Raw genomic sequence first — 21,439 nt, 5'->3', positions numbered from 1 at the left:
GGGACGGAGGGAATACTTTTTGACCACCAATGGTCAAAAAGTATTCCCTCCGTCCCCATTCTCATCGTCCTGAATCAGGGCATCCAGCTCGGCATCTGCTGCGGAGCCGCCGGTAGTGTGAAGCGCGCCGGGTCTGGCGCCGTCTCGTCTAGCGACACCAGCCGGTAGCCCGAGCCCAGCCGCAAAATGCCATCGCCATATTGCAGCAGATCATCCATCGCGCCCTGGTATTCACTCAGGTCAACGCTCAGGTATGCCGCCATCATCCGGCCCCAGGTGGCCAGTGTTTCGGTCAGTTCGCGCAAGGTCGCATCACGGCCCAGCACAATCTCCTCGGTCTGCCGGGTGCCCTGTTCATTGGCATAGGTCAGGTCATAGACCAGGCCCGGCACACCCGCAACTGCCTCGTTGCGGCCGGCATCACGCATCTCAATGAACTGCCCGATGCCATTGTTCAGGCTGATGCCCTGCGACTGCATCATCTCCCCCGCCATACCACCCATCAAGCTCATCATCGCGCCCAGATCCAGCACCATGGGTCGGCCACCCATGCCGGTCACCATGTAGATGCCGGTCTCGGTCATCACCATATAACCATCAAAGCCAGGTACGGCAGTGCCCATACGCATATTGCCGTCATTAAATTCGATGGTGGTATTGATGCGGTTGGCGCCGCTGCCGGCTTCAAGGACGGCGGTGCCGCCGGCGAAAGCGGGGATGGTGAAGGTGGCGAGTATGGTGAAGACCAGGCTGGTGAGTGCCTTATTGATGTTCATTTGCTGCTCCTGAAAGTTACTATGATTACACGTTCCTGTGTCAACTGCGTAGTTTACTGCCACCAAGGGCAACTGGTTGCATATGCATGTTCTCTTTACATGTCAGTCAAACATATCAGCCATACATGTCAGCCATCTCGACTGGAAATTTAAGTGAACACGCAGCCTGATCAGTTGTCTGAATAGTTGGGTTGTAACTATTTAGTCAACGCCCAGACAGCTATGTTCCTGAGAACTGGAGGAGTACATTATGGACAATAATGCAATAAAAGGCAGGAAAGTGGCGATACTGGTCACTAACGGCTTCGAACAGAGCGAATTTTCAGAGCCACGCCAGGCATTAAATGATGCCGGTGTGGAAACCACAGTGGTCTCTCTGAGCGAGGGACCCATTCATGGCATGCATAAAGGCACGCTGGGAGATCACTTCAGCGTGGACAAAACCATTGACCAGGTCAGTAGCAGCGATTTTGATGCAATACTGATCCCCGGCGGCGTCGCCAACCCGGATGCGCTGCGAGGTAACGACGCCGCGGTCGCCTTTGCACGTGACTTTGTCGAGGCCGGCAAACCCACGTTTGCCATCTGCCACGGCCCCCAGGTGCTGATCACCGCAGGAGTAGTCAAAGGCAGAACCATGACATCGTTCAAAACCGTCAAGGTGGACCTGGAAAACGCCGGCGCCAACTGGGTCGACAAATCCGTGGTGGTCGACGAAGGCCTGGTCACCAGTCGCAGCCCCGATGATATTCCTGACTTCAACGCCAAAATGCTGGAAGAACTGGCTGAAGGTCGACACTAAAAACGCTAAAGGCCGCTAACAGGGACGGAGGAATTTGTGCGCTAATCCCTCTGTCCCCTTTACCTTCCTTTGGCTTTACCACAGGAAAACACATTGAAGCTTACACAAATCGTCACCCGGCCCCTGGCTCGTTCCCTGCCTTGGCTGTGTTGCATCATGCTTGCAGGCTGCGCCCTGGACAACGCCAACAACCCAACTGACAACACAGTTGGCGCCCAGCGCTTCAGTGCCGACCTGCAGTGCGGAGTGCTGCCAATCAGCGTGCGCGGGCAAGGTGAGGTTGTGCAGCTAACGGTGCGGGGTGAGCAGATTGACATGCAGCAGCGCATCAGTGCGTCCGGGGCACGCTATGTTGCCGACACCGAGGCTGAGAACAGTCTGTGGTTTAAAGGCGAGCAAGCGTCGCTGACGCTCGAGGGCATGAGCTACCCGGAATGTATACCACCTGGCGCGATTGTGGAGCCGTTTCGTGCTTCCGGCAATGAACCGTTCTGGCTGCTGACGCTGGAGCGCGGCCTGTTGCAGCTCAATCAGCTTTCCAACAAGATTGTCAACCAACCTGCCAACCAAGCTGGTGAAGTGGCGCAATCGGCGCAGCCTTACACCTTCGAGCGCGACAACGGTGCGCTTCGTAGCCAGGCCATCACCGGCCAGATAAGTGATCAGGTTTGCCGCGACAGCATGACCGGCATGCCTCACCCCAAACAGGTCACCCTGCAGGTCGATGGCAGCACACTCACCGGCTGTGGCGGCAATCCGGCGCGACTGATACAGGGTGCAGAATGGGTGCTGGAAGACATCAATGGACGTGGCATCATCGACAGCTCACGGGTGACCCTGAACTTCTGGCCTGACGGCCGTGTGACCGGTCGCGCCACCTGCAACAACCTGATGGGACAATACCAGCTAAGCGGCGAAGGCTTTTCCATCAACCAGATTGCCACCACCCGCATAGCCTGCGCACCGGCACTGATGGCGCAGGAGCAGACAGTGATGGAGAACCTGAGAGACTTACAGCGGTTTGATGTGACGGAGTTGGGTGCGCTGGTGTTGCATTCGGCGAACGGGACGCTGACGGCGCGGCTGGAATATTAGTGACATCAGTGAGGAAAGTTTACAGGCTTCGGTCCACTACCGCTTGCTGATCAGTAATCTCAAGTCGTTCAAATACTGTTGGCCTTCAGGCGTCTGCTCCTCCGGCGCCCAGGTTGCCGGCTCCTTGGCGGCATCAGGCCGGAACGGTCCCGCCTTTATTTCCAGCAACACTGCCCCCGGCTCCAGCGCAATAATGGTGTGCCAGACACCCGGTGCCGTATCCACGCCCACGGCCAGCGCACCGCCCTGATCATGGCGCTCCGTACCAAAACGGATTACCTCCGCAACCTTGCCACTGTCATCAAAGCTCACCAGCGCGAACAATCCACGAACAGCCACCAGTGTCTCTGCCTTCGGGTCCAGTTTATGTCGATGGGGACGTATGTAACTGTCCATGCCAATGGCATTCAAAAAGCGCTGGCAAGGATCTTCGTAGCTGGTATGAATATTACGGTGTTGGCGCAGGCGCGGTGATCTGGACGCTTCTTCGACCAGGGAATCCAGATAGTCGGGTGTGAACTGCACAATGCTCATGACTGCAATGCTCTCACGATCTGGGAAACGGCAATTTCCGGGGCAAAAAGCTGTTCGTACAATGACCGGCAGCGGCCAGAAATCTCCTGGTCGGATTCCAGTCGCGATAACAGCTCACTGGCCTTGCCGGTCAGCACATCCGCATCTGCCTGCGTGGATACAACACCAACATTATTGGACACAATAAGCTGCTGCAGATCATTGCCCGGATTGATCATCGCCAGCACCGGTAAACCCGCCTGCATGTAAGAAATAAATTTGCCGGGGATATTATGTGTCTTATGGCGCACATCAAGTGCCACGATGCCCACATCACATTGCTGATACAAACCCGGGATTTCATCGGGGTCTATTTCGTCGAAGAACAACACATTATCCAGTTTGCGCCTGAGCGCCTCGGCTCGCAAACGCTCGCTGTCACTGCCGCGGCCAACAAACACAAATCCAACCTCAGGTTTTTCCGACATGGCCTGTGCAAACGCCAGAATCGTGTTCATGCCCTGCGCCACGCCCATGTTGCCTGCATACACAAAGATTCTTTTGCCAGCCAGAGCAGTGTCCGCTATGCGGATGGAACAGTTGCTGACACCGGTATCGGACAACCAATTTTGCAACACCTCTACCCGGCCCTCATCGCCAGCGAGCCACTGTTCAAAATAAACGCGATTGCCCGGTGTCTGCACACCAATAATGTCAGCAGCAGAATACTGATAATCGGCCACCGTCCGGAAAAATCGATACGGCAGACCACGTCCCATCAGGCCCATGTCCACGGCCCATTCCGGAAAGATATCGCGAATGATCAGATAGCCGGGAATTTGATGCCGCTTTTTCAGAAAATTGACCAGCGGCGCCAGAAAAATTGAGGGGGAGTACCAAACCACCGCATCCCAGGTAGCAGCCGCCAGAGGCGAACGCTGAAGATTGCGCTTCATATAAAACGGCATCAACAGCTCGGCCATTGTTCGGCGAACGTAAGACACATCTTTGATGCGAGGGGTGTGTAATCTGAGCACCTGCACACCGTGATAGTCTTCAAGCAACCAGGGTTCTGTCTGTTGCGGGCTGGCCACCATCACCGTGATCTCGTGTCCCTGACGGACGAACTCGCGGGACAGATCACGCAGCTGTACGGCACCCGAGGATCTTAGCGGGGGGAAGGTATCGGCGATCAGCGCGATTCGCATACCAGCAAACCTCAGTACTGCTTCCAGACAACCCGATTCACATAGTCGGTATAACTATGCAGGATGCGTACAACTTTGTCGGACACATTGGGCATGCTGTAATCGGCAACCAGCCTCAACGCCCTGTCCTCACCCCTGCCCTGCGTCTCCAGTACGGCAAGAGCCTGCATCACCCGCTCTGCACCCAGGCCCACCATCATCACGGCAGCTTCTTCCATGCCTTCTGGTCGCTCGTGGGCTTCGCGTATATTGAGCGCGGGGAAATTGAGGATGGACGACTCTTCGTTGATGGTACCGCTGTCCGACAACACGGCTTTGGCAGAAAGCTGCAGCCTGTTGTAGTCGGTAAACCCTAGCGGCTTGAGAAGACGAATACGTGAATCAAACGCAATTTTTTGTGTATCAATACGCTTTTGTGTACGAGGATGCGTCGTCACGATAACGGGCAATTGATAGGTCTCAGCGATGGTATTCAGTGTGGCAACCAGGTTACTGAAATTTCCATCCGAATCTATATTCTCTTCGCGGTGTGCGCTGACAACAAAATACTTGCCGGCTTCAAGTTCCAGCCGGGCCAACACATCGGACAATTGTATTTTTGGCAGATAGTGATGCAGCACTTCGAACATCGGGCTGCCGGTTTTGACAACCATATCCGGTGACAGACCTTCGCGCAGCAGATAATCGCGGGCAATGGTGCTGTAAGGCATATTGATATCGGCCGTGTGATCAACAATACGGCGATTGATCTCTTCGGGCACCCGCATATCAAAACAACGATTGCCCGCCTCCATGTGAAATGTCGGAATCTTGCGACGCTTGGCCGGGATCACTGACATGCAGCTATTGGTATCTCCCAACACCAGCATACAGTCCGGTGCTACTTTAGCCAGTACAGCATCGACAGCAATAATGACATTACCAATGGTTTCTGCGCCATTGGCACCGGCCGCTTCCAGAAAAAAGTCCGGTTTACGAATACCCAGGTCATCAAAAAATATCTGGTTCAACTCATAGTCATAATTCTGCCCGGTATGCACCAGTACATGCTCGCAACACTCATCGAGTCTGGCCAGTACACGCGACAGCCTGATAATTTCCGGCCGGGTACCAACAACGGAGACAACTTTAAGTTCTTTCATGCGCAACCTTGCTTGTGATGGTGTCCGGGCGATCCCGGTCGAATATCTCATTGGCCCACAACATGACAATCATCTCGGTTGAACCAATGTTGGTAATATCGTGGGTCCACCCGGGAACCGTCTCCACGATCTGCGGTTTGTCGCCATCGGTGTCCAGATAAAATGTTTCATCGGTGTGCATATGACGAAAACCAAAGCGCGCCTGGCCTTTGATCACCAGGAATTTTTCTGTTTTGCTGTGATGGTAATGTCCGCCACGCGTGATGCCAGGGTGCGCCGTGAAAAACGAGAACTGACCCGCATCAGGCGTCTTCAGCATTTCCACAAACACCCCGCGCTCATCGCCATGTACCGGCAAATCGTACACAAACCGGTCTGTGGGCAGGTAGCTGACATAGGTGGCATACAGGGCCCGCACAAAACCGGTGCCGACACGCTCGGACACTAACGACGTCCGGCAATTGCCAAAGGCTTTGATCTGCTCAGCCAGCGCGCCAAGCGAGACCTCGTAAACTGGGGCAACTGCCTGCGACTGGAAACCGGTGCCCGGCGCGCGCAGCCAGTCAATGAAAGCATTAACCACATCATCGATATACACCAGCTTGATTTCATGGGCTGGATCATTGATCTGAATCGGCAGATCATTTGCCAGGTTATGGCAGAAGGTGGCAACCACCGAGTTGTAGTTGGGTTTGCACCATTTACCGAAGACACCGGGCAAGCGATAAACCGCTACCGGATTGCCGCCGTCCCCCGCCAACGCCTGCACTGCCTGCTCAGCAGCCAGCTTGCTCTTGCCATAGGGGTTGTCCAACTCAGCCTGCGCAGACGATGCCAATATCAAGGGTATGCGCTTGCCGGCGGCGCTGATGGCATCACACAACGCGCGGGTCAGGCCCACGTTGATCTGCTCGAATGCGGCCGGATCCTGTGGCCGGTTTTCACCCGCCAGATGCACTACAGCGTCAGCATCGGCTACCAGGCCGGCGAGATCATCTATGGTATTACTTCGGGTAAAGGGGATAACCGATACCGATGCCTCTTCGCTCAGGCGCAGACATAGATTCTTACCGATAAAACCATCTGCGCCGGTTACTAATACGTTCATCTTAAACCTCAGGCTCCACGTGTGCGCCTGCCACAATAGCCTTGATGAAATCCAGTTTCATCAATAGCTGTTTCATGCCCTCAACATCAAGGCGCGTGGTATTGTCAGAGTTGTAGTCTTCCGCGCTGGAAATACTGGTTTCACCCAGCTCAACATATTTCTCGTAATTCAGATCACGTTGATCCGGCGGTATCCGATAATAGTCACCCAGATCAGCCGCACCAGCCATCTCTTCGCGCGTCAGCAGCGCTTCAAAGCGTTTTTCGCCATGGCGCGTACCGATGGTGCGGATATCGTGATCAGGCACCTGCAACAACGAGGTCAGTGCCCGGGCCAGCGTTTCGATGGTGGACGCCGGTGCTTTCTGCACAAATATGTCGCCAGGATTGCCATGCTCGAAGGCAAACAGTACCAGGTTCACCGCATCATCCAGCGTCATCATGAACCGGGTCATGGTCGGATCGGTAATGGAAATCGGCCGACCACTGCGAATCTGTTCAACAAACAACGGAATGACGGAGCCTCTGGACGCCATCACGTTGCCGTAACGCGTCGCACAGATAACGGTTGAACTGCTGCTTCTGGATTTGGCGACAGCCACTTTCTCCATCATCGCCTTGGAGATACCCATGGCATTGATAGGGTAGACTGCCTTGTCGGTACTCAGGCAGATAACGCGCTCTACCTCGCAGTTTATCGCGGCCTCCAGCACATTCTCAGTGCCCAGCACATTCGTCTTGACCGCCTCCAGTGGATGAAACTCGCAGGAAGGCACCTGCTTAAGCGCCGCCGCATGAAAAACATAGTCAACGCCACGCATGGCACTGAGCACAGAATTATAGTCGCGTACATCACCGATATAGAACTTGAGCCGCGGGGACTGATATTCTTTACGCATATCATCCTGCTTCTTCTCATCGCGGCTGAGGATACGAATCTCGCGCAAGTCCGAGTCAAGGAATCTGCGCAGCACAGCGTGGCCGAATGAGCCGGTGCCGCCAGTTATCAATAAGGTTTTGTCGGAAAACATATAGGTATCTCTACTCAGCTACTTTCGCAATAAAAGCAAGTGTCTCATCCGCGCAGCGCTCCCAAGAATAAACCGTCGCTTTCTGCCATGCTAATTGCGCTATTTCGGTCCGTTTAGTTGCATCAATGGCTAACGTTTCCAGCGCCTGCGTGACAGAATCGGGATCGTCCGGGTCAAAATAGACACCGGCCTCCCCCAGGACTTCGGGCATTGGCCCTTTCCGCGACGACGCGATTGGCAGCCCCGCTGCCATCGCTTCTATCATGATATTAGGCAGGTTTTCACAGCTGGACGCAAATACGAACGCATCTGCATTCATATAGACATCGTGAAGCTGCTCAAACGGCAAGCTTCCAGACCACTGCAGGAACTCGCCATCCGGGTCCAGTTGATCAAGGGTGCTGCGCAGCAAACTGCCATAACGCCCCCAGGATGCCCCGACAAACTGAACCTCCACCGGTAAACCCTTATCCCTCAATCGCTTCACAGCAAAAGCGACAGGTATCTGGTGTTTGTAAGGCATCGCGATAGAAACGTACAACAGGCGGAATGGATTAGCAAAAGTACAATCAGCCAACAGCCTTTGTTTCCTTGGCGCGCACACAAATCTGGTTTCAATGCCGTGCGGAATACAGATGGTCTGGTTATCAAGATGGCCGAGGGCTTGAGTAATCGCATCCTTGGCGTACTGGGTAAGGAATATTAAACCATCAGCTTCCCGGAAAGATCGTCCCTGAGACATACGCAGTAGCTTCATTTTCAGCCACATGACACTGGGTATGCCAAAGCGTGCCGCTTCAGAGGCTTCAAATGGCAGCATATTCTGCGACATGGTTACTGTCGGTATAGAGACACGGCGAGCCAAGGTGCCGCCTGGTGAGAACAATATATCGCAGCCGTGTGACTCGACTTCCTTCGCCAGTCGAAACTGCTGGGCAAACATTCTGCTGAACAGCCCCGACTCTATCCAGTCTGGACTACAGACGTCCAGCCAGGGACGACTGGGCAAGGTTGCCGCCGTGGACTGACAGGCCCATACACTGATCTTCCTGATGCCTGCCTTTTGCGGATCAGCCGCAGACAGCAATTTCGACAGGTGGGTAACGCCACCGCCTAACCGGAGATTACTGGCGTCTATCGCAAGGTGCATGATGCTGGCTCTTTCAGACGTGCGACTGACAATTTTGCTCCCACTGCCAGGCATCCCGGCACATATCATCGATGGTCAGCAGAGCCTGCCATCCCATGAGCCGCTGAGCCTTTGCAGGATCTGCCCAACACTCGGCAACGTCGCCCTGGCGCCGGGGGCCGACCGTATAGGGGATAGGCTTGCCGCTTACTTCCTCGAATTTACGGATCAGTTCCAGCACCGAAATGCCGCGGCCGGTGCCAAGATTAAAAACGGAAAAACCTTCGGCAGACGTCAAGTACCGTAGAGTCGCAACGTGTCCCTCGGCCAGGTCCTGGACATGAATGTAATCACGCACGCCGGTACCATCTGATGTCGGGTAGTCATCACCAAAAACCGTCAGCTCGGAAAGTCTGCCGGCAGCCACGCGGGTTACATAGGGCATGAGGTTGTTAGGGGCTGTCACTGGATCTTCGCCCAACAACCCGCTTCTGTGCGCACTAACCGGATTAAAGTAGCGCAGGCAAGCGACGCGCCATTCAGACTCGGTCGCTGTCAGATCCCTGAGGACCTGCTCAACCATCAATTTGGATTTGCCATACGGATTGGTTGGTGATTCGGCACGGCATGATTCAGTCACCGGCATCTCTTCCGGCAAGCCATAGACCGTGGCAGACGAGCTGAACACCAGGGTCTTGATATCCCTTTTTTGCATTTCTTCCAGCAAAGTAATGCTGCCAGTGACATTGCAGTCGAAATAGGCCAGTGGCATCAACAGCGATTCCGATGGAGATTTCAGGCCGGCAAAATGCAGCACAGCGCCGATATCATGATTATCAAATACCTTGTTTAGAATACTTCGATCACGAATATCGCCAATCACCAACACCAATCTGCGACCGGTGATTTTCTCAATACGCGTAACTACCTCTTCTTTGCCGGTAGCCAGGTTATCCAGAACGACCACGTCGTATCCAGCTTCCAGCAGCGCCACACAGGCATGGCTGCCAATATATCCGAGACCGCCTGTTACCAACACAATCATGCTGCCTGCCTTTCACTGATGAGGTTGAACGAGAATATCAAAGGCTCGCACCATAGGTCTTGCGCCACAGTTCGAACTGGGTCAACGCAAACAGTCGCTCACCATTGCTGCGACCTTTGTCCTGACCGTCCAGCAGCCCCCTCACAGTCACCGCATCAAACATGCAGTCTGCGCTGGTAAGTGTGTCCCAGAAAAGCTCTCTGAATGGGCCAGCCTTTAGCCATGAGGCCATTGGAATGGAGAAGCCCTGCTTGCGTTTTCGGTCGAACTCAGGCGGCAACAGTTTCGACGTTAGGCGCTTCAGCAGTATCTTTTTTTCGGTCTCAGTCGCCTTCAATCGAGACGGCACCTTACCAAATGCGAATTCGATCAAGCGATAGTCCAGCAATGGAGCGCGAACTTCCAGTGAGTTCAGCATACTGGCCCGATCAACTTTAACCAGGATATCTTCCGCGAGATAGTCTTGAAAATCGAAACGAGTGGCACGCTGTAACAGGTCTTCATGCGCAGTCACGCGTGCGCGCCTAGTAGACTCAGCAGCTAAGCTGTGCGAGGAAAATGCACGAAGTAGCTTCTTGCGTGTTGTTCTGTCGAATAGACTGGAATTGTTAGACAAACCACATTTGAGATCCACGTCAAGATTTTGTAAAAAATTGCGCCCCTTAACGCCAACAGGCAGCACTGACTCTGCAAGCTGAGCGAAGCCATGACGCAAAACCTTGGGCACACGGCTTAACGTGCGTTGCTGCACAAGCAGGCGGCTATAATGCCCATAACCACCAAAGAGTTCGTCGCCACCGTCTCCGCCCAAGGCAACAGTGCAATGTTGACGTACCAGGTGACTCACGAGCCAGGTCGGAAACATGGATGAATCAGCCATTGGCTCATCGAATTGCTGCGCCAATGCCATCATTAGTTCAGCAGTCGCAGGCTCCGCAGTCAGCTCTGTATGATCAGTCCCAAAGTGCCTGGCAATCAGGCGCGCATGGGGTGTTTCATCAAGCTCGCCATGTCCTGAAAAACCGATACTGAAGGTGCGAACCTTGCTGGAATGCCGAACCGCCATCGCTGTCACCAGACTCGAGTCGACCCCGCCGCTCAGCAAGATACCGACAGGCACATCAGCCACCATCTGCAGGCGTACTGCGTCATCCAGCAGCGATTCCAGTTCATCCAGAAGAGACGTTTCATCGGCTGAAGCACTGTCATCAGAGAGCTCGGGCACCTGCCAGTAGCGCCACACCGACGCTTTCCCACTGGCCAGATCAAAACTCAAGGCATGCGCCGCGGGTAGCTTGTTATACCCCTTTAGAATGCAGAGCGCGCCGGGTATATAACCCATTGACAGGTAACAGTCGAGCGCGTCGGAATCGATCTGACGAGGCAAATCAGGGTCCGCCAGCAATGCTTTCAGTTCTGACGCAAAGCGCAATTCGCCATTGTAGTGGTAGTAGAATAGTGGTTTTTCACCTGCACGATCACGAGCCAAAAAAAGTGTTTGGCGAACGGCATCGTATATCGCAAACGCAAACATACCGTTGAAATGAGTGAGACACTTCGTACCCCATTCCCGGTAAGCCGCTAACACCACCTCAGTGTCAGAACCAGAGTGAAAATCGTGACCCTTTGCTATCAATTCTTTGCGGACATCACGAAAGTTATAAATCTCGCCGTTGAATACGATAGACAGATCGCTGCTGCGATCCAGCATCGGCTGATGCCCCGCTGGCGAAAGATCAAGGATTGCCAGGCGGCGATGAGCCAAGCCTACCCGGCCGTCCGTTGACCACCACTCCCCTTCATCATCCGGGCCACGATGCGTGATGGCATCGCTGCCGTGCTTGAGCCACTCGCGTTGCGACAACGGGATACTGGATGCAATTCCTACAATTCCACACATTCTTGATGCTACTTCTCTAGAAGTTCGGGGTATGACCCACTATTCGTTTAATTCTAACGATCAACCGGTCGCATATATTTTCGCCCAATAACAAAAGCGCCCACTTATAAAGGTAGAAATACCTGGTGCAGCCAAATCCCACTTCAACCTCAAGTCGTTTGGCATAGTTCAAGAAAGAGCGGATGCCACGTTTCCGTTGTATGGATAGAAATGGATAGGAGTATTTGGACAGATCGACGCGGACCAACTTGGTCAGTTCGGTGCCATGCTGTTGGTCGAGATATGAAGTAACTTCGAAATACGCCTTGGTGAAGTTGATAGAGTTGTCATGAGAGACGCTGCCCGGTGTGAATCGACTCTTTTCTGACTCTGACGAACCAAACATCGGTTTGTCGTCTCGAAAACTCTGGACAGCATGTGCAACTGGAATATCACAATAGATGGAATCGTTCTGCAAACAAACCTGTGACATCAGATACACTTGATAAAGAAGAGTGCCATCAAGATCAGCTGTCGCATACTTCAAAGCCTCTGCTCGCGACACGGTGAACCCACAGATAGTCACACTCCGTTTGAACAGCCAGGCAACAGTGGCTTCACCTTTCGGCAAAACCGTTGTTTCCGGTAGATAGCGGTAGTATTCGGTTCGCCCATCCGGATGCTCGGTCAAATACGTCCGTAGCACATAAGGCTTATCACGATGACTATCCAAAAACTCTAATAATTGATTCAGGGCACCTGGCACGAAAAGATCATCGTCACCCATAAACACAATGAAATCGCCCGAGGCACACTCCACAAGTCTACGTAGATTGCCATCAAACCCAAGATTTGTAGCGTTTTCATAATAATGCGTTAAATACCTAGAAGTCTTGGAGAAGCGTTTAATCGTCTCGCGTACCGCAAGCCTTTTAGGTGCATTGTCTTCACAGACGACCACTTCAACAAGTTCAGGGTCACAATCGATAGAGCCAAGCAATTTTTCAAGCTGACCAGGCCGATTGTAGCTAGGGATACAAATGGATAGAAATGGCAGCATCATATACTAGAATTACCATTATATAATTTGTATACCATATCATCAACTTTATAACTTGAACTGCAATTCTTGCAAACCACTTCAGACAAGGACTTTCTCGCAAGGTCTTCTGAAATACATTCAGGACAGCGCATAAGTGAGATAACGTCGAGCTTGGCGTTTCTCCTATTTTGAGAGAATATTCTACTAATAAAGATCAAGGCCAATTTTCTGAGTTTATACCTAGGGCCATTTGAAAGAGCAGATATTACATTTTTTTTAGAAGGAGGGTCCCACGTTGCATCAATCTCTGGATCTACGACTTTAAAATCTATCTTATCCTTCCAATGATAACGCATGTGGAACTCTTCTGCGTGCTGCGGAATCGTTTCTTGTGTAATTATTTTCTTTGCGCGAGCTTCGTATAGCTCAACTAACTCTGGCTCATTAAGCCAACTTGCTTTCTTGAAAATCACTAAGCTTCCATCGCGCAAAGTCACTTCGAGCCGATGATCCATATAGGGATTTATTCGCTCCATAAACGCATCAGGAGTTTCAATATATCCAGCGCAAGCAACTCGCTGCAGCTCGTGTAGAAATTTTTCAGGGAATGGCGTGTGTTCAAGAACATGGGCTGCGACCACAAAGTCAAAAGCTTTATCTTTAAAAGGAAGATTTTCACCAAACGAAAGAACCGTGGGGCGATCATGTACAAGTTCCTCCCAGTGTCGCTCTTGGGTATCTTCATATGCATCTAGTAGCACATTTGCTCTCGGATAAGGATTACCCCCAGACCCAACTTCCAGCACCAAAGCTTCTTTCGGAATCTTCAGCCTTAGTCGACGCAGAGACCACTTAACCTTCTTCACAATTTTTTTCATATCTAATCCGGTATACCATTAGAAAAGCTAAGTACATAACTCATCCGAGAAAATATATCATGCCCATCGTCAACGACTCTTTTCTTTCCATTTCCGGCAATTCGACAGCGATCTTTTTCGTTCTTGATATACTTTGAAATTTTGAATAATAACTCATCGCTGCTTCTAAAAAATTCTGCTTCTTCGCCTTCCGAATAGAGAGATGCCAGGTCATTAGAGTACTCCGATAGCAAGAGCGTACCCATAGCTGGCAACTCAAAACAACGTCTTGTGTAAGTATCACGATTGAGTTTCGAAAGGAAGCAAAGAGCAATTTTGGCCCCACTAATCGCCTTGTTATACTCATCGCCCCAAATCTGACGAATAGGGGCGATGTGATTCAATATCGGCGACTTCTCAATCAAACGATCCCATTCACCTGGAGGACCATATAGACGCAGACTAAACCCAGAACTCACTATTTTCTCAAGTAACTGAAGTCGCCCATCGTCCTCGAAATGACCAGCAAATACCACATCGCACTCGTAGCGTGCTCTATCAGAATCGTCAAGAACAACTGGGCAGTTAGACCATGGCAAATACCATGATCTTAGCAATTCAGCCCTTTTCGCACCGATGCTTAAATACTCACCAATGTTATGATGGCGATAAGCAAACATTAAATCATACGATGGTGTACTTTTTAGGAAATGGCGCCAGAGAAAAGGCGAGTGACCCTCTGCAAAAGGGTCATCATTGTTATATCCGAAAACAACACAACCAGGGGCACTCTGCTTTATAGCATTAATAGTAGATGCAAGAATATGAGTACCACGATAAATGAATACAAGATCTGGCCTGAACCGGGCCACTACTTGAACAAGATCAGCATTGATCTTAAAAATAGCGGGACCAAGTAGAAACTTGTTCTGAATACGCTTCCAGAAATGCAACAATGGTTCACGAGAATTAAAATAGTTGCACCAGTAGAATGCTTCGACATCATGACCCAACTCATCGAGAGCTCGTACTACTGCCACTTCGTGAATCTTGGAATGCCCATCGCCAACAACCAGTATTCTCACGACGCTAATTGACTCACAATTTAATCCATTCTGCAGGGAGCAAGCCTTCAAACCCCCAGCACATTTTCCCATGACGCACCTCAAAACCAGGTGCTATTACATTTTTCACCTGGTTTGTCGCCAACCACGCCCCCCACCAACTGAACGTACTATTTGCAATAACGAAATGCTTACACAATGTCATTAACCAGAGATCTGCATATGCACTGGCGTCGCCTTTATTATGTGAAACAAGCGTGGTACGTGAGTCCGGCAATGGAATTCGAACACGCGCTGCTTCCGGCTTGTCAGAGAATATAAAATAGTGGGCATTTGGTACAAGCGCCTCCATTTTCTCGATTGCGCGAACGTAGTAATCACCAGGGGCATTGTTAGACTCAGTATCTAGAGGTTCGTCAAAGAATCGCACATGCACAGCTACTGCGTTGCAGCCTAGAATCGATTCTGCAACTGCCATATTTTCAGTGTCATCTGGAGGTACAATTTTCAAATCATCCCGGATAATGTCTTCCACATCCTTGAAATACTTTTCACTTTGCCAGTAGCCTTCCAAATACAGATTGGCCCGAGGACTCAAAGAGAGAATATCAGGATCAAAGTCTATGCTCTTTTGAGTGAAAAATGTCTTCTTCTCCAATGGAAGAAATTGGTTGTACTTCCTTTTGAGCGATCTTCGGATTCTTGACAGAGGCTCCAAACGTTCTGAGGTATTTGCTTTTCGGCTATCAATATTAAAGTGATCAAGTTGATACTTTCGTCTATAAACTGTGTCGTACTCAAAACCGCTCTTGTGATCTAAGACAAGTTCAGCATCATTAATCAAAGCAAGGCGCCGTGCAGCCGCGTAGCAAAAAAGTTGGTTGCCAAGCCCACCAACGATTCGAGGAATAATCTTTTGCACTGTGTAAATTAGCCTGTAGTTAAGTGAGAATTTTGTCCAATCAACATCAGAAACCAAAGTGATACAACTAGCCTAATCAACTGAGATTACCACTCAAAGGTATTCTTCTGTTAGCTATAAACCATCCATAGAAAGGCACACAAACAATGTATATGACGAACATTACGGTCATTAGCCTGAAGTATCCAAAATTTTGATACCAAATCGCTCTAAACCCGTGAAAGCCGTAGACGATATACCAGGCAAGATAGAAATAGTTGTTTGTCATCAAGCCATGACGAAGCAAGTAACCGAATAAAAATGACCAGAGGAAGGAAATAAAAAAGCAACCTGCCAAACCGAAATTCCAATACGCTTCTGCTACCTCAAAAATGCCGCCTTGAGTCATCGTAACGCCATTGATCTCTGTAGCCCATTCCAGCCCTAAGGGTCTGGGCAGCCCAAGGAGTGCCGGTGGTGAAACTAGAAGGTAATTGAAATAACTTTCCCCAAACAACAATCCTGTATAGCCTTCTCTAACCTGAACAATAGCACTATACAAACCGCCTAACATCATATTGCCTGTTTCGAAGTAAAGCATCTTATGACCATAAACGTTGCTGATTAGGCGACCGGTCTCGCTATTAAAAACCAGCTCCATAGCTAGCCAGGGATCTATGCCAGCACGCGCAATTGCAATAAACGTTGCAACAAAATATGCAAATGAGGCAGTAGCTACCAATACGGCCAGATATGTGAGGGCTACCACATATTTCCAGTTTGTTAGTAGGCGTAGAATCCGCGAGTTGAACAGCAACAGAAAAAGCAAGAAAACCTGTGGAAGGAAGTCTGCCCTGCTGCCAGCCAACATTCCAGGTATCAGAGTTAGTATTGCCAGTAGTATATAACGCCAATCTATGCCGTTCTTTATTGCGACACTGCCCAATAGAATTAATGATATACCGGTAAAATGAAAAAGGTTAAATACGCCAAACTCAAGCGAGAAACCTGCTTGGCCACCCGCATAAACGCGCCCACCACCAAGAATACCACCCGCTTTCCAAACGTAAAGTAGAGCAAAAGCTACTGAGAGTAGTAACCCAGCAAATCTAAGATTCTTTACGTACTGATTTGTAATCAACAACTTGGGAATACTTTCTAGCTTTATCCCTAAGAACGCGCAATGCCAACCAGCCAACGATCCGCAAAGAGACATCACTCCAGCTAGAACTAATACCCTTGTGTTCTCTATAGTTTGGAACTCCAGTCCGAATGGTGCTACATATACCTCTCCTGGAAAAACAAACCAAACCAGTGAAGTACCAAAAATGAGAACCCAAACCAAGAAATACCGAAATAGGAATAAGATGTTTGCACCGGTAGTATATAAACTCAATACTCCATGCAAGCCGAGAAGCATCGTCATTAGCAGAAAATATGGGAAGTCTTGCCAAAGTACAGCCGCAAGATAGAGCACCATCGCTGTAGCTGCTATAAATAACGATAACAAAAGTGCCGTTTTAGATTTTTCGGTACTCGGTATCGCGAATAGTAGAGGAATGGACCTATTTAAGTACATATAAGCAATTTGGTCTTCTATCAATCATCGTCATTCCAGTTTTATAATTCTTCTTCGGCTTAAAGGGTTGAAGGCGAGACTACTGTCTACCTAGCCATTGCAAGATACCCTTTAGCTCTATTCTTTTACGGCAACGCACTGCCAGCCAAAGCACGCCAAGTCTTCAGCTCGTTTATTTGCACGTACCTTGAAATACATCATACCCAAGAGCGCATAAAAGTAAGCAAATGGCCAGCTCCAATTTCCGCGCTGCCGCTCTAAACCACCTAGGCGTGTAACTTCTTGGCGCAATAATGCATACCAATCGCCGTTGGGTGTAAGCGACTCGATTCGAAAACCGCGTTTCGCAAGGTGGTGTTCGTACCAATACTTTGAGAATCCACTACAATAATGGTACGGAGCCATGTGAACGTTGGAAGAGAACGGAGCCGTAAGGATCACTCTACCACCATGTTTAAGCAGTCTTGCAAATTCATCTAAAGCAAGAGTCGGATCAGGGACATGTTCAAGCACTTCACTGCAAAGGATGGCATCAAAGCTGGCGTCAGGCGCAGGTATAGCCGTGATATCGCTTACTAAGTCAATGCGTGTTGTGTTCCAGCTTTCCGATTGCAAACCTTCCTCTGGTGCATTGCCCTCCGCGCCTTCGTACTGGCAGAAATCCTGTGACACATAGTGCAAGTGTTCACAGTACTGACGATTCTTGAGCTCACCGGCACCAGCATCAAGCAAACTGGCGCCGTTAGGCAATGCTTTCAACGCTGCTTCCAGCCAAATTTGGCGATTTTTTTCGTTTATATCAACAATTTTCAAGCTAATTTCCTACTTCGATACAATATTAAAAAAAGTGAGCAAACTTAGACTTAGCGATCTCAATTACATACAGGAAGCAACTCGTTAAAGAAAAATCACATGGACACCGTTAGCCAATGCGGAATTTGTTAAAGACGAAAACTAAATCATAAACAAGCGATAGGCTCAATCATCTGGATTATGTCTATTGCCGTTGAGATGCTTAATATTTGTTTGCACAATTTCAGATACAAAATCGTCAGTAAAGTTTGCGCTGATCAACACGGCTCTCAAATCGGCGAGATGCGATTGAACGCCGTAAGATGCATTAGCGCTAAACCCTCTGTTCTTGGCTCTTCTCTTTAACCTAGAGATAAAGGACAGCAAAGGATCTAAAAAGTGCCCGGGCGGAACGTATCTATACCGCTTGTAGAATCCTACGTCTGAACTATATCTTCCCTTATGCATAGCTAAAGCGTATTCATTCATTGAGGTACCGATGATATTAAGATTAGCTATAGATACCAAGTCAGACAACAAGTGCACCAAAGCTCTTTTTCGCCACAACGCGTATACAAGATTGTCTTTATGAGTAGAGAAAGGCAATTTTGAATAGGCGCGTACACGTTCCGCTCTGTCCTCAATAGAAATACACGCTAAGGGGTTTTCGAATTTCATTTTCAATAGCTCACTAAATCTTGATGAGCAAACATAGGCCGTCATGGCCATACCTGCATCCTCATCTTTTACAAGCAGATCGCGGCATTTTTCTATAAAATTTGGCGCCCAAAGATCATCCGCAGCTGCCCACATGAAATACTCACCAACTGCCTCTTCCAATACAAACTTGAAATTTGCAACCGAACCTAGATTCTCAGTCTGGCGAAAATATCTTACACGCGCATCTTTCCTGGCATAATTTCGACATATTGCCTCGGTAGAGTCAGTTGATGCGTTGTCGGAAATTATTAGCTCAAAATTCGAAAACGACTGCGCCAATAATGATTCCAACGCCTCCTCAATAAATTCTTCACCATTAAAAACAGGCATTCCTATCGTTACCTGAGGAATATTGACACAGGCAACTTCGGGTACTGACTTAGCGCTCATATTGTGCTCGATGACCTAGTGACTTTACGGCGTAACTTGATTTTTGTAATTAGCGCTGCCCGCACATATTGTGATGACATTGCAGAAGCTACCAAGGTAGTCACACTAGACGCCGACAACCAAAGTAGCTGAACCTGCCAGGTTAGAGAATCCGGCATTACCCAGGCTGAAATGCTAGCGACCCCAGTGGCAGCAAGCAGTGGCTGAAGAATGTCGAATCTATACCAGCGCCATTTTTCCTCAGTGAGTATTCGGCGGTACATAAGATGAATACCTATTAGTAGATAACCGGCATTCAAGCAGACCCAAATCCAAGCTGCTCCCTCTGCACCATAGAGGGGCGTTACCCAAAGGATAGCTGGCACAATGAATATCACCGAAACAAGATTGATACGCGTGGCCAAATCAGTCCATCCGTGCGCAAGTTGGGTTTGATACGGCATCCACATAAGTCCGTTGAGCAAATTCCCTAATGCCAGAATACTGAGAAGAATAGAGCCCCGTTCTGCGAGGAGATGATCTTGGGTCCAAAGTTGCAATACATCTTCCGAGAAGATTATGAGTACGATAGCTGCACTACCCATCAACACCGAAACCAACTGTGCACCCTGATGATATTTTCTTATCAACTCTGCTTGATTATCGGTAGCGTGTAATTCACTCAAACGAGGAAACCACGCTTGGGTGATCGGCCCGGTCAGCATATATAGCGCTGAAGCAACCACAGCAGCCAGTGAATAGTAACCATATTCACTGAGAGTGAGTATTTTCGACAGAAGTATTTTGTCGATTTGCGTCAATAGCAGTGTTAGAAATGTAATGCCTAACATTCCACCCGCAAATCGGCTGATACCTTGCAATGCCTGAATAGAAAATCGCCCAGACCTCACAGATTTGGGTATAAGACGATACGTGAAGGCACCCAGAACACATAAGGTTAGCAACGACACCACACCCTGCCAGATAAAGAAAGCTTCGATAGTCGGCGAGATCCAGCCAACGACCACCAAGGCGCCAAATCCACGCAATGTAGCAAAGCAACTATTGATGACATTATAATGAACCTGGTGTTGCAACCCTATTATACAACTACGGTATATGCCTTCTACGAAGCGTAATGAGGTCACAACACCCATAATCACAAATGCCTGGGCGACGACATCAGCGGACAGTGTTTCAGCGCGCAACCAATCGCTAGCCAGCCAATCTGATCCTGCCCATATTCCCAATGCCAATAACAAAGCAACAGTGATTGCAACAACTTCAATGCTTCGAAGCAGGTCTAGAATAGACTCTGAGCTATGCGCCCCGCCTGTAAATCTTGCCATTTCGCGGTTTAGCGTTGGCGTCATTCCCATGTCGAGCAAACTTAGCCAAGCTTGCAACACTGCGAACAACCCGATCAACCCATACGCTTCGATTCCCAGATACCGAATGTATAGCGGAATGAACGCCAACCCCATCAAGGCGACCCAACCTTGTCCCAGGTAATTTGCAATCAGATTACGCTGTATCACACAGAAACCTGACAGAGCATCAACTTGCGTATCCTCAATTGAACTATCTCAGCTAGACTAGACAACAACTGTTTATGAAATTCTCTTTAGATAACCATCAGGTGCTACGGTAATAAGTAGCTTATTCTGGATACTTTTATCGATTTCGAATTCGGGGTGAGACTTGAGGTACTCCCACACAGCGGTTTTGGGGTTGTCCCCTGGCCCCCAGGGGCGGTTCGGATACATATTGGCTGGCATGTCTTCAACGAGCGTATCAAAGACAACACAATAACTGTCCAGGCTCGTTAGCTGCGCGTAGGCCTCCAACTCAGAAAGCACATGTGCATGAGTGTGATTGGAGTCTAAACAGACAAGAACGCGATCATAATTCTTAGCTATTCCTTTAACCTCTTCAACTACTTCGGGAGCGATACTGGAACCTTGAATCATCTGAATACGCGATTGCATGGGATGGGCTTCGATTGCGGCTCGATTGTGCGCGCGGATATCTATATCAATACCAAGCACCTTTCGCTCCGATTTCCCGGGAGAAATTGTCGCTCCACTTTTAATGGCATCACACATATCCAAAAGCGCCAACATTGAGGCACTAAAGATCAAAGATCCGCCGTGCGCAATTCCAGTCTCAATGATCAAGTCTGGCTTTACTCGCCAGATAAGTTCTTGCATAGCCACAATGTCTTGTGGGTATTGAATTATGGGGCGATCCAACCAGGAAAAGTTATAAGAATATTTGGGTACGGTGGTCTCACGCATAAAGGAATCAGCTATTTGCCAAAGCTCATTGTTATCCTCAATTGCATTTACACGTTCAGCAACTTCTTTGGAAAAGTCGTCCATTATCAAT

Annotated in this window: 20 protein-coding genes; 2 read left to right on the top strand and 18 right to left on the bottom strand. The window is 49.6% G+C overall.

Features of this window, described 5'->3' with window-relative positions:
* Positions 1-74 precede the first annotated feature (74 nt).
* Positions 75-776, bottom strand: coding sequence for a hypothetical protein (locus tag PHACT_RS00195; RefSeq protein ID WP_070115395.1), 702 nt, complete (start codon positions 774-776; stop codon positions 75-77).
* Positions 777-1,026: 250 nt separating this feature from the next.
* On the opposite strand from PHACT_RS00195, the gene PHACT_RS00190 reads away from it, so the two are divergent.
* The gene (locus PHACT_RS00190; protein WP_070115394.1) at positions 1,027-1,578 is read left to right on the top strand and encodes a type 1 glutamine amidotransferase domain-containing protein; all 552 of its coding nucleotides are present in this window, start codon (positions 1,027-1,029) and stop codon (positions 1,576-1,578) included.
* Between the two features lie 93 nt (positions 1,579-1,671).
* The gene (locus PHACT_RS00185) at positions 1,672-2,673 is read left to right on the top strand and encodes an META domain-containing protein (RefSeq protein WP_083264212.1); all 1,002 of its coding nucleotides are present in this window, start codon (positions 1,672-1,674) and stop codon (positions 2,671-2,673) included.
* A 36-nt stretch (positions 2,674-2,709) separates the two neighbouring features.
* On the opposite strand, the gene PHACT_RS00180 is transcribed toward PHACT_RS00185, so the two are convergent.
* From PHACT_RS00180 to PHACT_RS00100, 17 genes are all read right to left on the bottom strand, one after another.
* Positions 2,710-3,207 carry a WbuC family cupin fold metalloprotein gene (locus tag PHACT_RS00180; protein ID WP_070115393.1) on the bottom strand — a complete coding sequence of 166 codons (498 nt, stop codon included), beginning with the start codon at positions 3,205-3,207 and terminating at the stop codon, positions 2,710-2,712.
* Positions 3,204-4,394 carry a glycosyltransferase family 4 protein gene (locus PHACT_RS00175; RefSeq protein ID WP_070115392.1) on the bottom strand — a complete coding sequence of 397 codons (1,191 nt, stop codon included), beginning with the start codon at positions 4,392-4,394 and terminating at the stop codon, positions 3,204-3,206. Before PHACT_RS00175 ends, PHACT_RS00180 begins: the two co-directional genes overlap by 4 nt.
* An 11-nt stretch (positions 4,395-4,405) precedes the next feature.
* On the bottom strand, positions 4,406-5,536 hold the full coding sequence (gene wecB, locus PHACT_RS00170; RefSeq protein WP_070115391.1) for a non-hydrolyzing UDP-N-acetylglucosamine 2-epimerase: 1,131 nt from the start codon (positions 5,534-5,536) through the stop codon (positions 4,406-4,408).
* Entirely contained in the window at positions 5,523-6,644 is a 1,122-nt protein-coding gene (gene wbjC, locus PHACT_RS00165) for a UDP-2-acetamido-2,6-beta-L-arabino-hexul-4-ose reductase (protein WP_070115390.1), read from the bottom strand. Before wbjC ends, wecB begins: the two co-directional genes overlap by 14 nt.
* 1 nt (position 6,645) lies before the next feature.
* Positions 6,646-7,674, bottom strand: coding sequence for a polysaccharide biosynthesis protein (locus PHACT_RS00160; protein ID WP_070115389.1), 1,029 nt, complete (start codon positions 7,672-7,674; stop codon positions 6,646-6,648).
* A gap of 10 nt (positions 7,675-7,684) precedes the next feature.
* Positions 7,685-8,824 (bottom strand): glycosyltransferase family 4 protein, encoded by a 1,140-nt coding sequence (locus PHACT_RS00155; RefSeq protein ID WP_070115388.1) that lies wholly within the window; start codon positions 8,822-8,824, stop codon positions 7,685-7,687.
* 13 nt (positions 8,825-8,837) lie between these two features.
* A complete protein-coding gene (gene galE, locus PHACT_RS00150; RefSeq protein WP_070115387.1) occupies positions 8,838-9,848 on the bottom strand; it encodes a UDP-glucose 4-epimerase GalE in 1,011 nt (336 codons plus the stop codon).
* A 37-nt stretch (positions 9,849-9,885) separates the two neighbouring features.
* Entirely contained in the window at positions 9,886-11,748 is a 1,863-nt protein-coding gene (gene asnB / locus PHACT_RS00145) for an asparagine synthase (glutamine-hydrolyzing) (RefSeq protein WP_083264210.1), read from the bottom strand.
* Positions 11,749-11,764: 16 nt separating this feature from the next.
* Positions 11,765-12,790 (bottom strand): glycosyltransferase family 2 protein, encoded by a 1,026-nt coding sequence (locus tag PHACT_RS00140; protein ID WP_070115386.1) that lies wholly within the window; start codon positions 12,788-12,790, stop codon positions 11,765-11,767.
* A complete protein-coding gene (locus PHACT_RS00135; protein ID WP_070115385.1) occupies positions 12,787-13,647 on the bottom strand; it encodes a methyltransferase domain-containing protein in 861 nt (286 codons plus the stop codon). Before PHACT_RS00135 ends, PHACT_RS00140 begins: the two co-directional genes overlap by 4 nt.
* A 2-nt stretch (positions 13,648-13,649) precedes the next feature.
* Positions 13,650-14,666 (bottom strand): CgeB family protein, encoded by a 1,017-nt coding sequence (locus tag PHACT_RS00130; RefSeq protein WP_070115384.1) that lies wholly within the window; start codon positions 14,664-14,666, stop codon positions 13,650-13,652.
* A gap of 58 nt (positions 14,667-14,724) precedes the next feature.
* A complete protein-coding gene (locus tag PHACT_RS00125; RefSeq protein ID WP_070115383.1) occupies positions 14,725-15,612 on the bottom strand; it encodes an alpha-1,2-fucosyltransferase in 888 nt (295 codons plus the stop codon).
* A gap of 76 nt (positions 15,613-15,688) precedes the next feature.
* A complete protein-coding gene (locus PHACT_RS00120; RefSeq protein ID WP_070115382.1) occupies positions 15,689-17,194 on the bottom strand; it encodes a hypothetical protein in 1,506 nt (501 codons plus the stop codon).
* Positions 17,195-17,287: 93 nt separating this feature from the next.
* The gene (locus PHACT_RS00115; RefSeq protein WP_139141391.1) at positions 17,288-17,983 is read right to left on the bottom strand and encodes a class I SAM-dependent methyltransferase; all 696 of its coding nucleotides are present in this window, start codon (positions 17,981-17,983) and stop codon (positions 17,288-17,290) included.
* Positions 17,984-18,148: 165 nt separating this feature from the next.
* Entirely contained in the window at positions 18,149-19,072 is a 924-nt protein-coding gene (locus tag PHACT_RS00110; protein ID WP_083264208.1) for a glycosyltransferase family 2 protein, read from the bottom strand.
* Positions 19,069-20,589, bottom strand: coding sequence for a lipopolysaccharide biosynthesis protein (locus PHACT_RS00105; protein WP_070115380.1), 1,521 nt, complete (start codon positions 20,587-20,589; stop codon positions 19,069-19,071). Before PHACT_RS00105 ends, PHACT_RS00110 begins: the two co-directional genes overlap by 4 nt.
* A 72-nt stretch (positions 20,590-20,661) precedes the next feature.
* On the bottom strand, positions 20,662-21,432 hold the full coding sequence (locus tag PHACT_RS00100) for a cephalosporin hydroxylase family protein (protein WP_070115379.1): 771 nt from the start codon (positions 21,430-21,432) through the stop codon (positions 20,662-20,664).
* Between the last annotated feature and the right edge of the window lie 7 nt (positions 21,433-21,439).

The sequence above is a fragment of the Pseudohongiella acticola genome (genome assembly GCF_001758195.1).
In the GTDB taxonomy this organism is placed as follows: Bacteria; Pseudomonadota; Gammaproteobacteria; order Pseudomonadales; family Pseudohongiellaceae; genus Pseudohongiella; species Pseudohongiella acticola.
Note: the sequence above shows the minus strand (reverse complement) of the source record. Positions and strands in the feature narration are given on the sequence as shown.

What these genes read in the sequence shown, in the direction of transcription:
- PHACT_RS00155 (WP_070115388.1), bottom strand. Translation starts at nt 8,824, where the DNA reads ATGCACCTTGCGATAGACGCCAGTAATCTCCGGTTAGGCGGTGGCGTT.
- asnB (WP_083264210.1), bottom strand. Translation starts at nt 11,748, where the DNA reads ATGTGTGGAATTGTAGGAATTGCATCCAGTATCCCGTTGTCGCAACGC.
- PHACT_RS00160 (WP_070115389.1), bottom strand. Translation starts at nt 7,674, where the DNA reads ATGTTTTCCGACAAAACCTTATTGATAACTGGCGGCACCGGCTCATTC.
- PHACT_RS00100 (WP_070115379.1), bottom strand. Translation starts at nt 21,432, where the DNA reads ATGGACGACTTTTCCAAAGAAGTTGCTGAACGTGTAAATGCAATTGAG.
- PHACT_RS00110 (WP_083264208.1), bottom strand. Translation starts at nt 19,072, where the DNA reads ATGAGCGCTAAGTCAGTACCCGAAGTTGCCTGTGTCAATATTCCTCAG.
- galE (WP_070115387.1), bottom strand. Translation starts at nt 9,848, where the DNA reads ATGATTGTGTTGGTAACAGGCGGTCTCGGATATATTGGCAGCCATGCC.
- PHACT_RS00135 (WP_070115385.1), bottom strand. Translation starts at nt 13,647, where the DNA reads ATGAAAAAAATTGTGAAGAAGGTTAAGTGGTCTCTGCGTCGACTAAGG.
- PHACT_RS00190 (WP_070115394.1), top strand. Translation starts at nt 1,027, where the DNA reads ATGGACAATAATGCAATAAAAGGCAGGAAAGTGGCGATACTGGTCACT.
- wbjC (WP_070115390.1), bottom strand. Translation starts at nt 6,644, where the DNA reads ATGAACGTATTAGTAACCGGCGCAGATGGTTTTATCGGTAAGAATCTA.
- PHACT_RS00195 (WP_070115395.1), bottom strand. Translation starts at nt 776, where the DNA reads ATGAACATCAATAAGGCACTCACCAGCCTGGTCTTCACCATACTCGCC.
- wecB (WP_070115391.1), bottom strand. Translation starts at nt 5,536, where the DNA reads ATGAAAGAACTTAAAGTTGTCTCCGTTGTTGGTACCCGGCCGGAAATT.
- PHACT_RS00180 (WP_070115393.1), bottom strand. Translation starts at nt 3,207, where the DNA reads ATGAGCATTGTGCAGTTCACACCCGACTATCTGGATTCCCTGGTCGAA.
- PHACT_RS00175 (WP_070115392.1), bottom strand. Translation starts at nt 4,394, where the DNA reads ATGCGAATCGCGCTGATCGCCGATACCTTCCCCCCGCTAAGATCCTCG.
- PHACT_RS00140 (WP_070115386.1), bottom strand. Translation starts at nt 12,790, where the DNA reads ATGATGCTGCCATTTCTATCCATTTGTATCCCTAGCTACAATCGGCCT.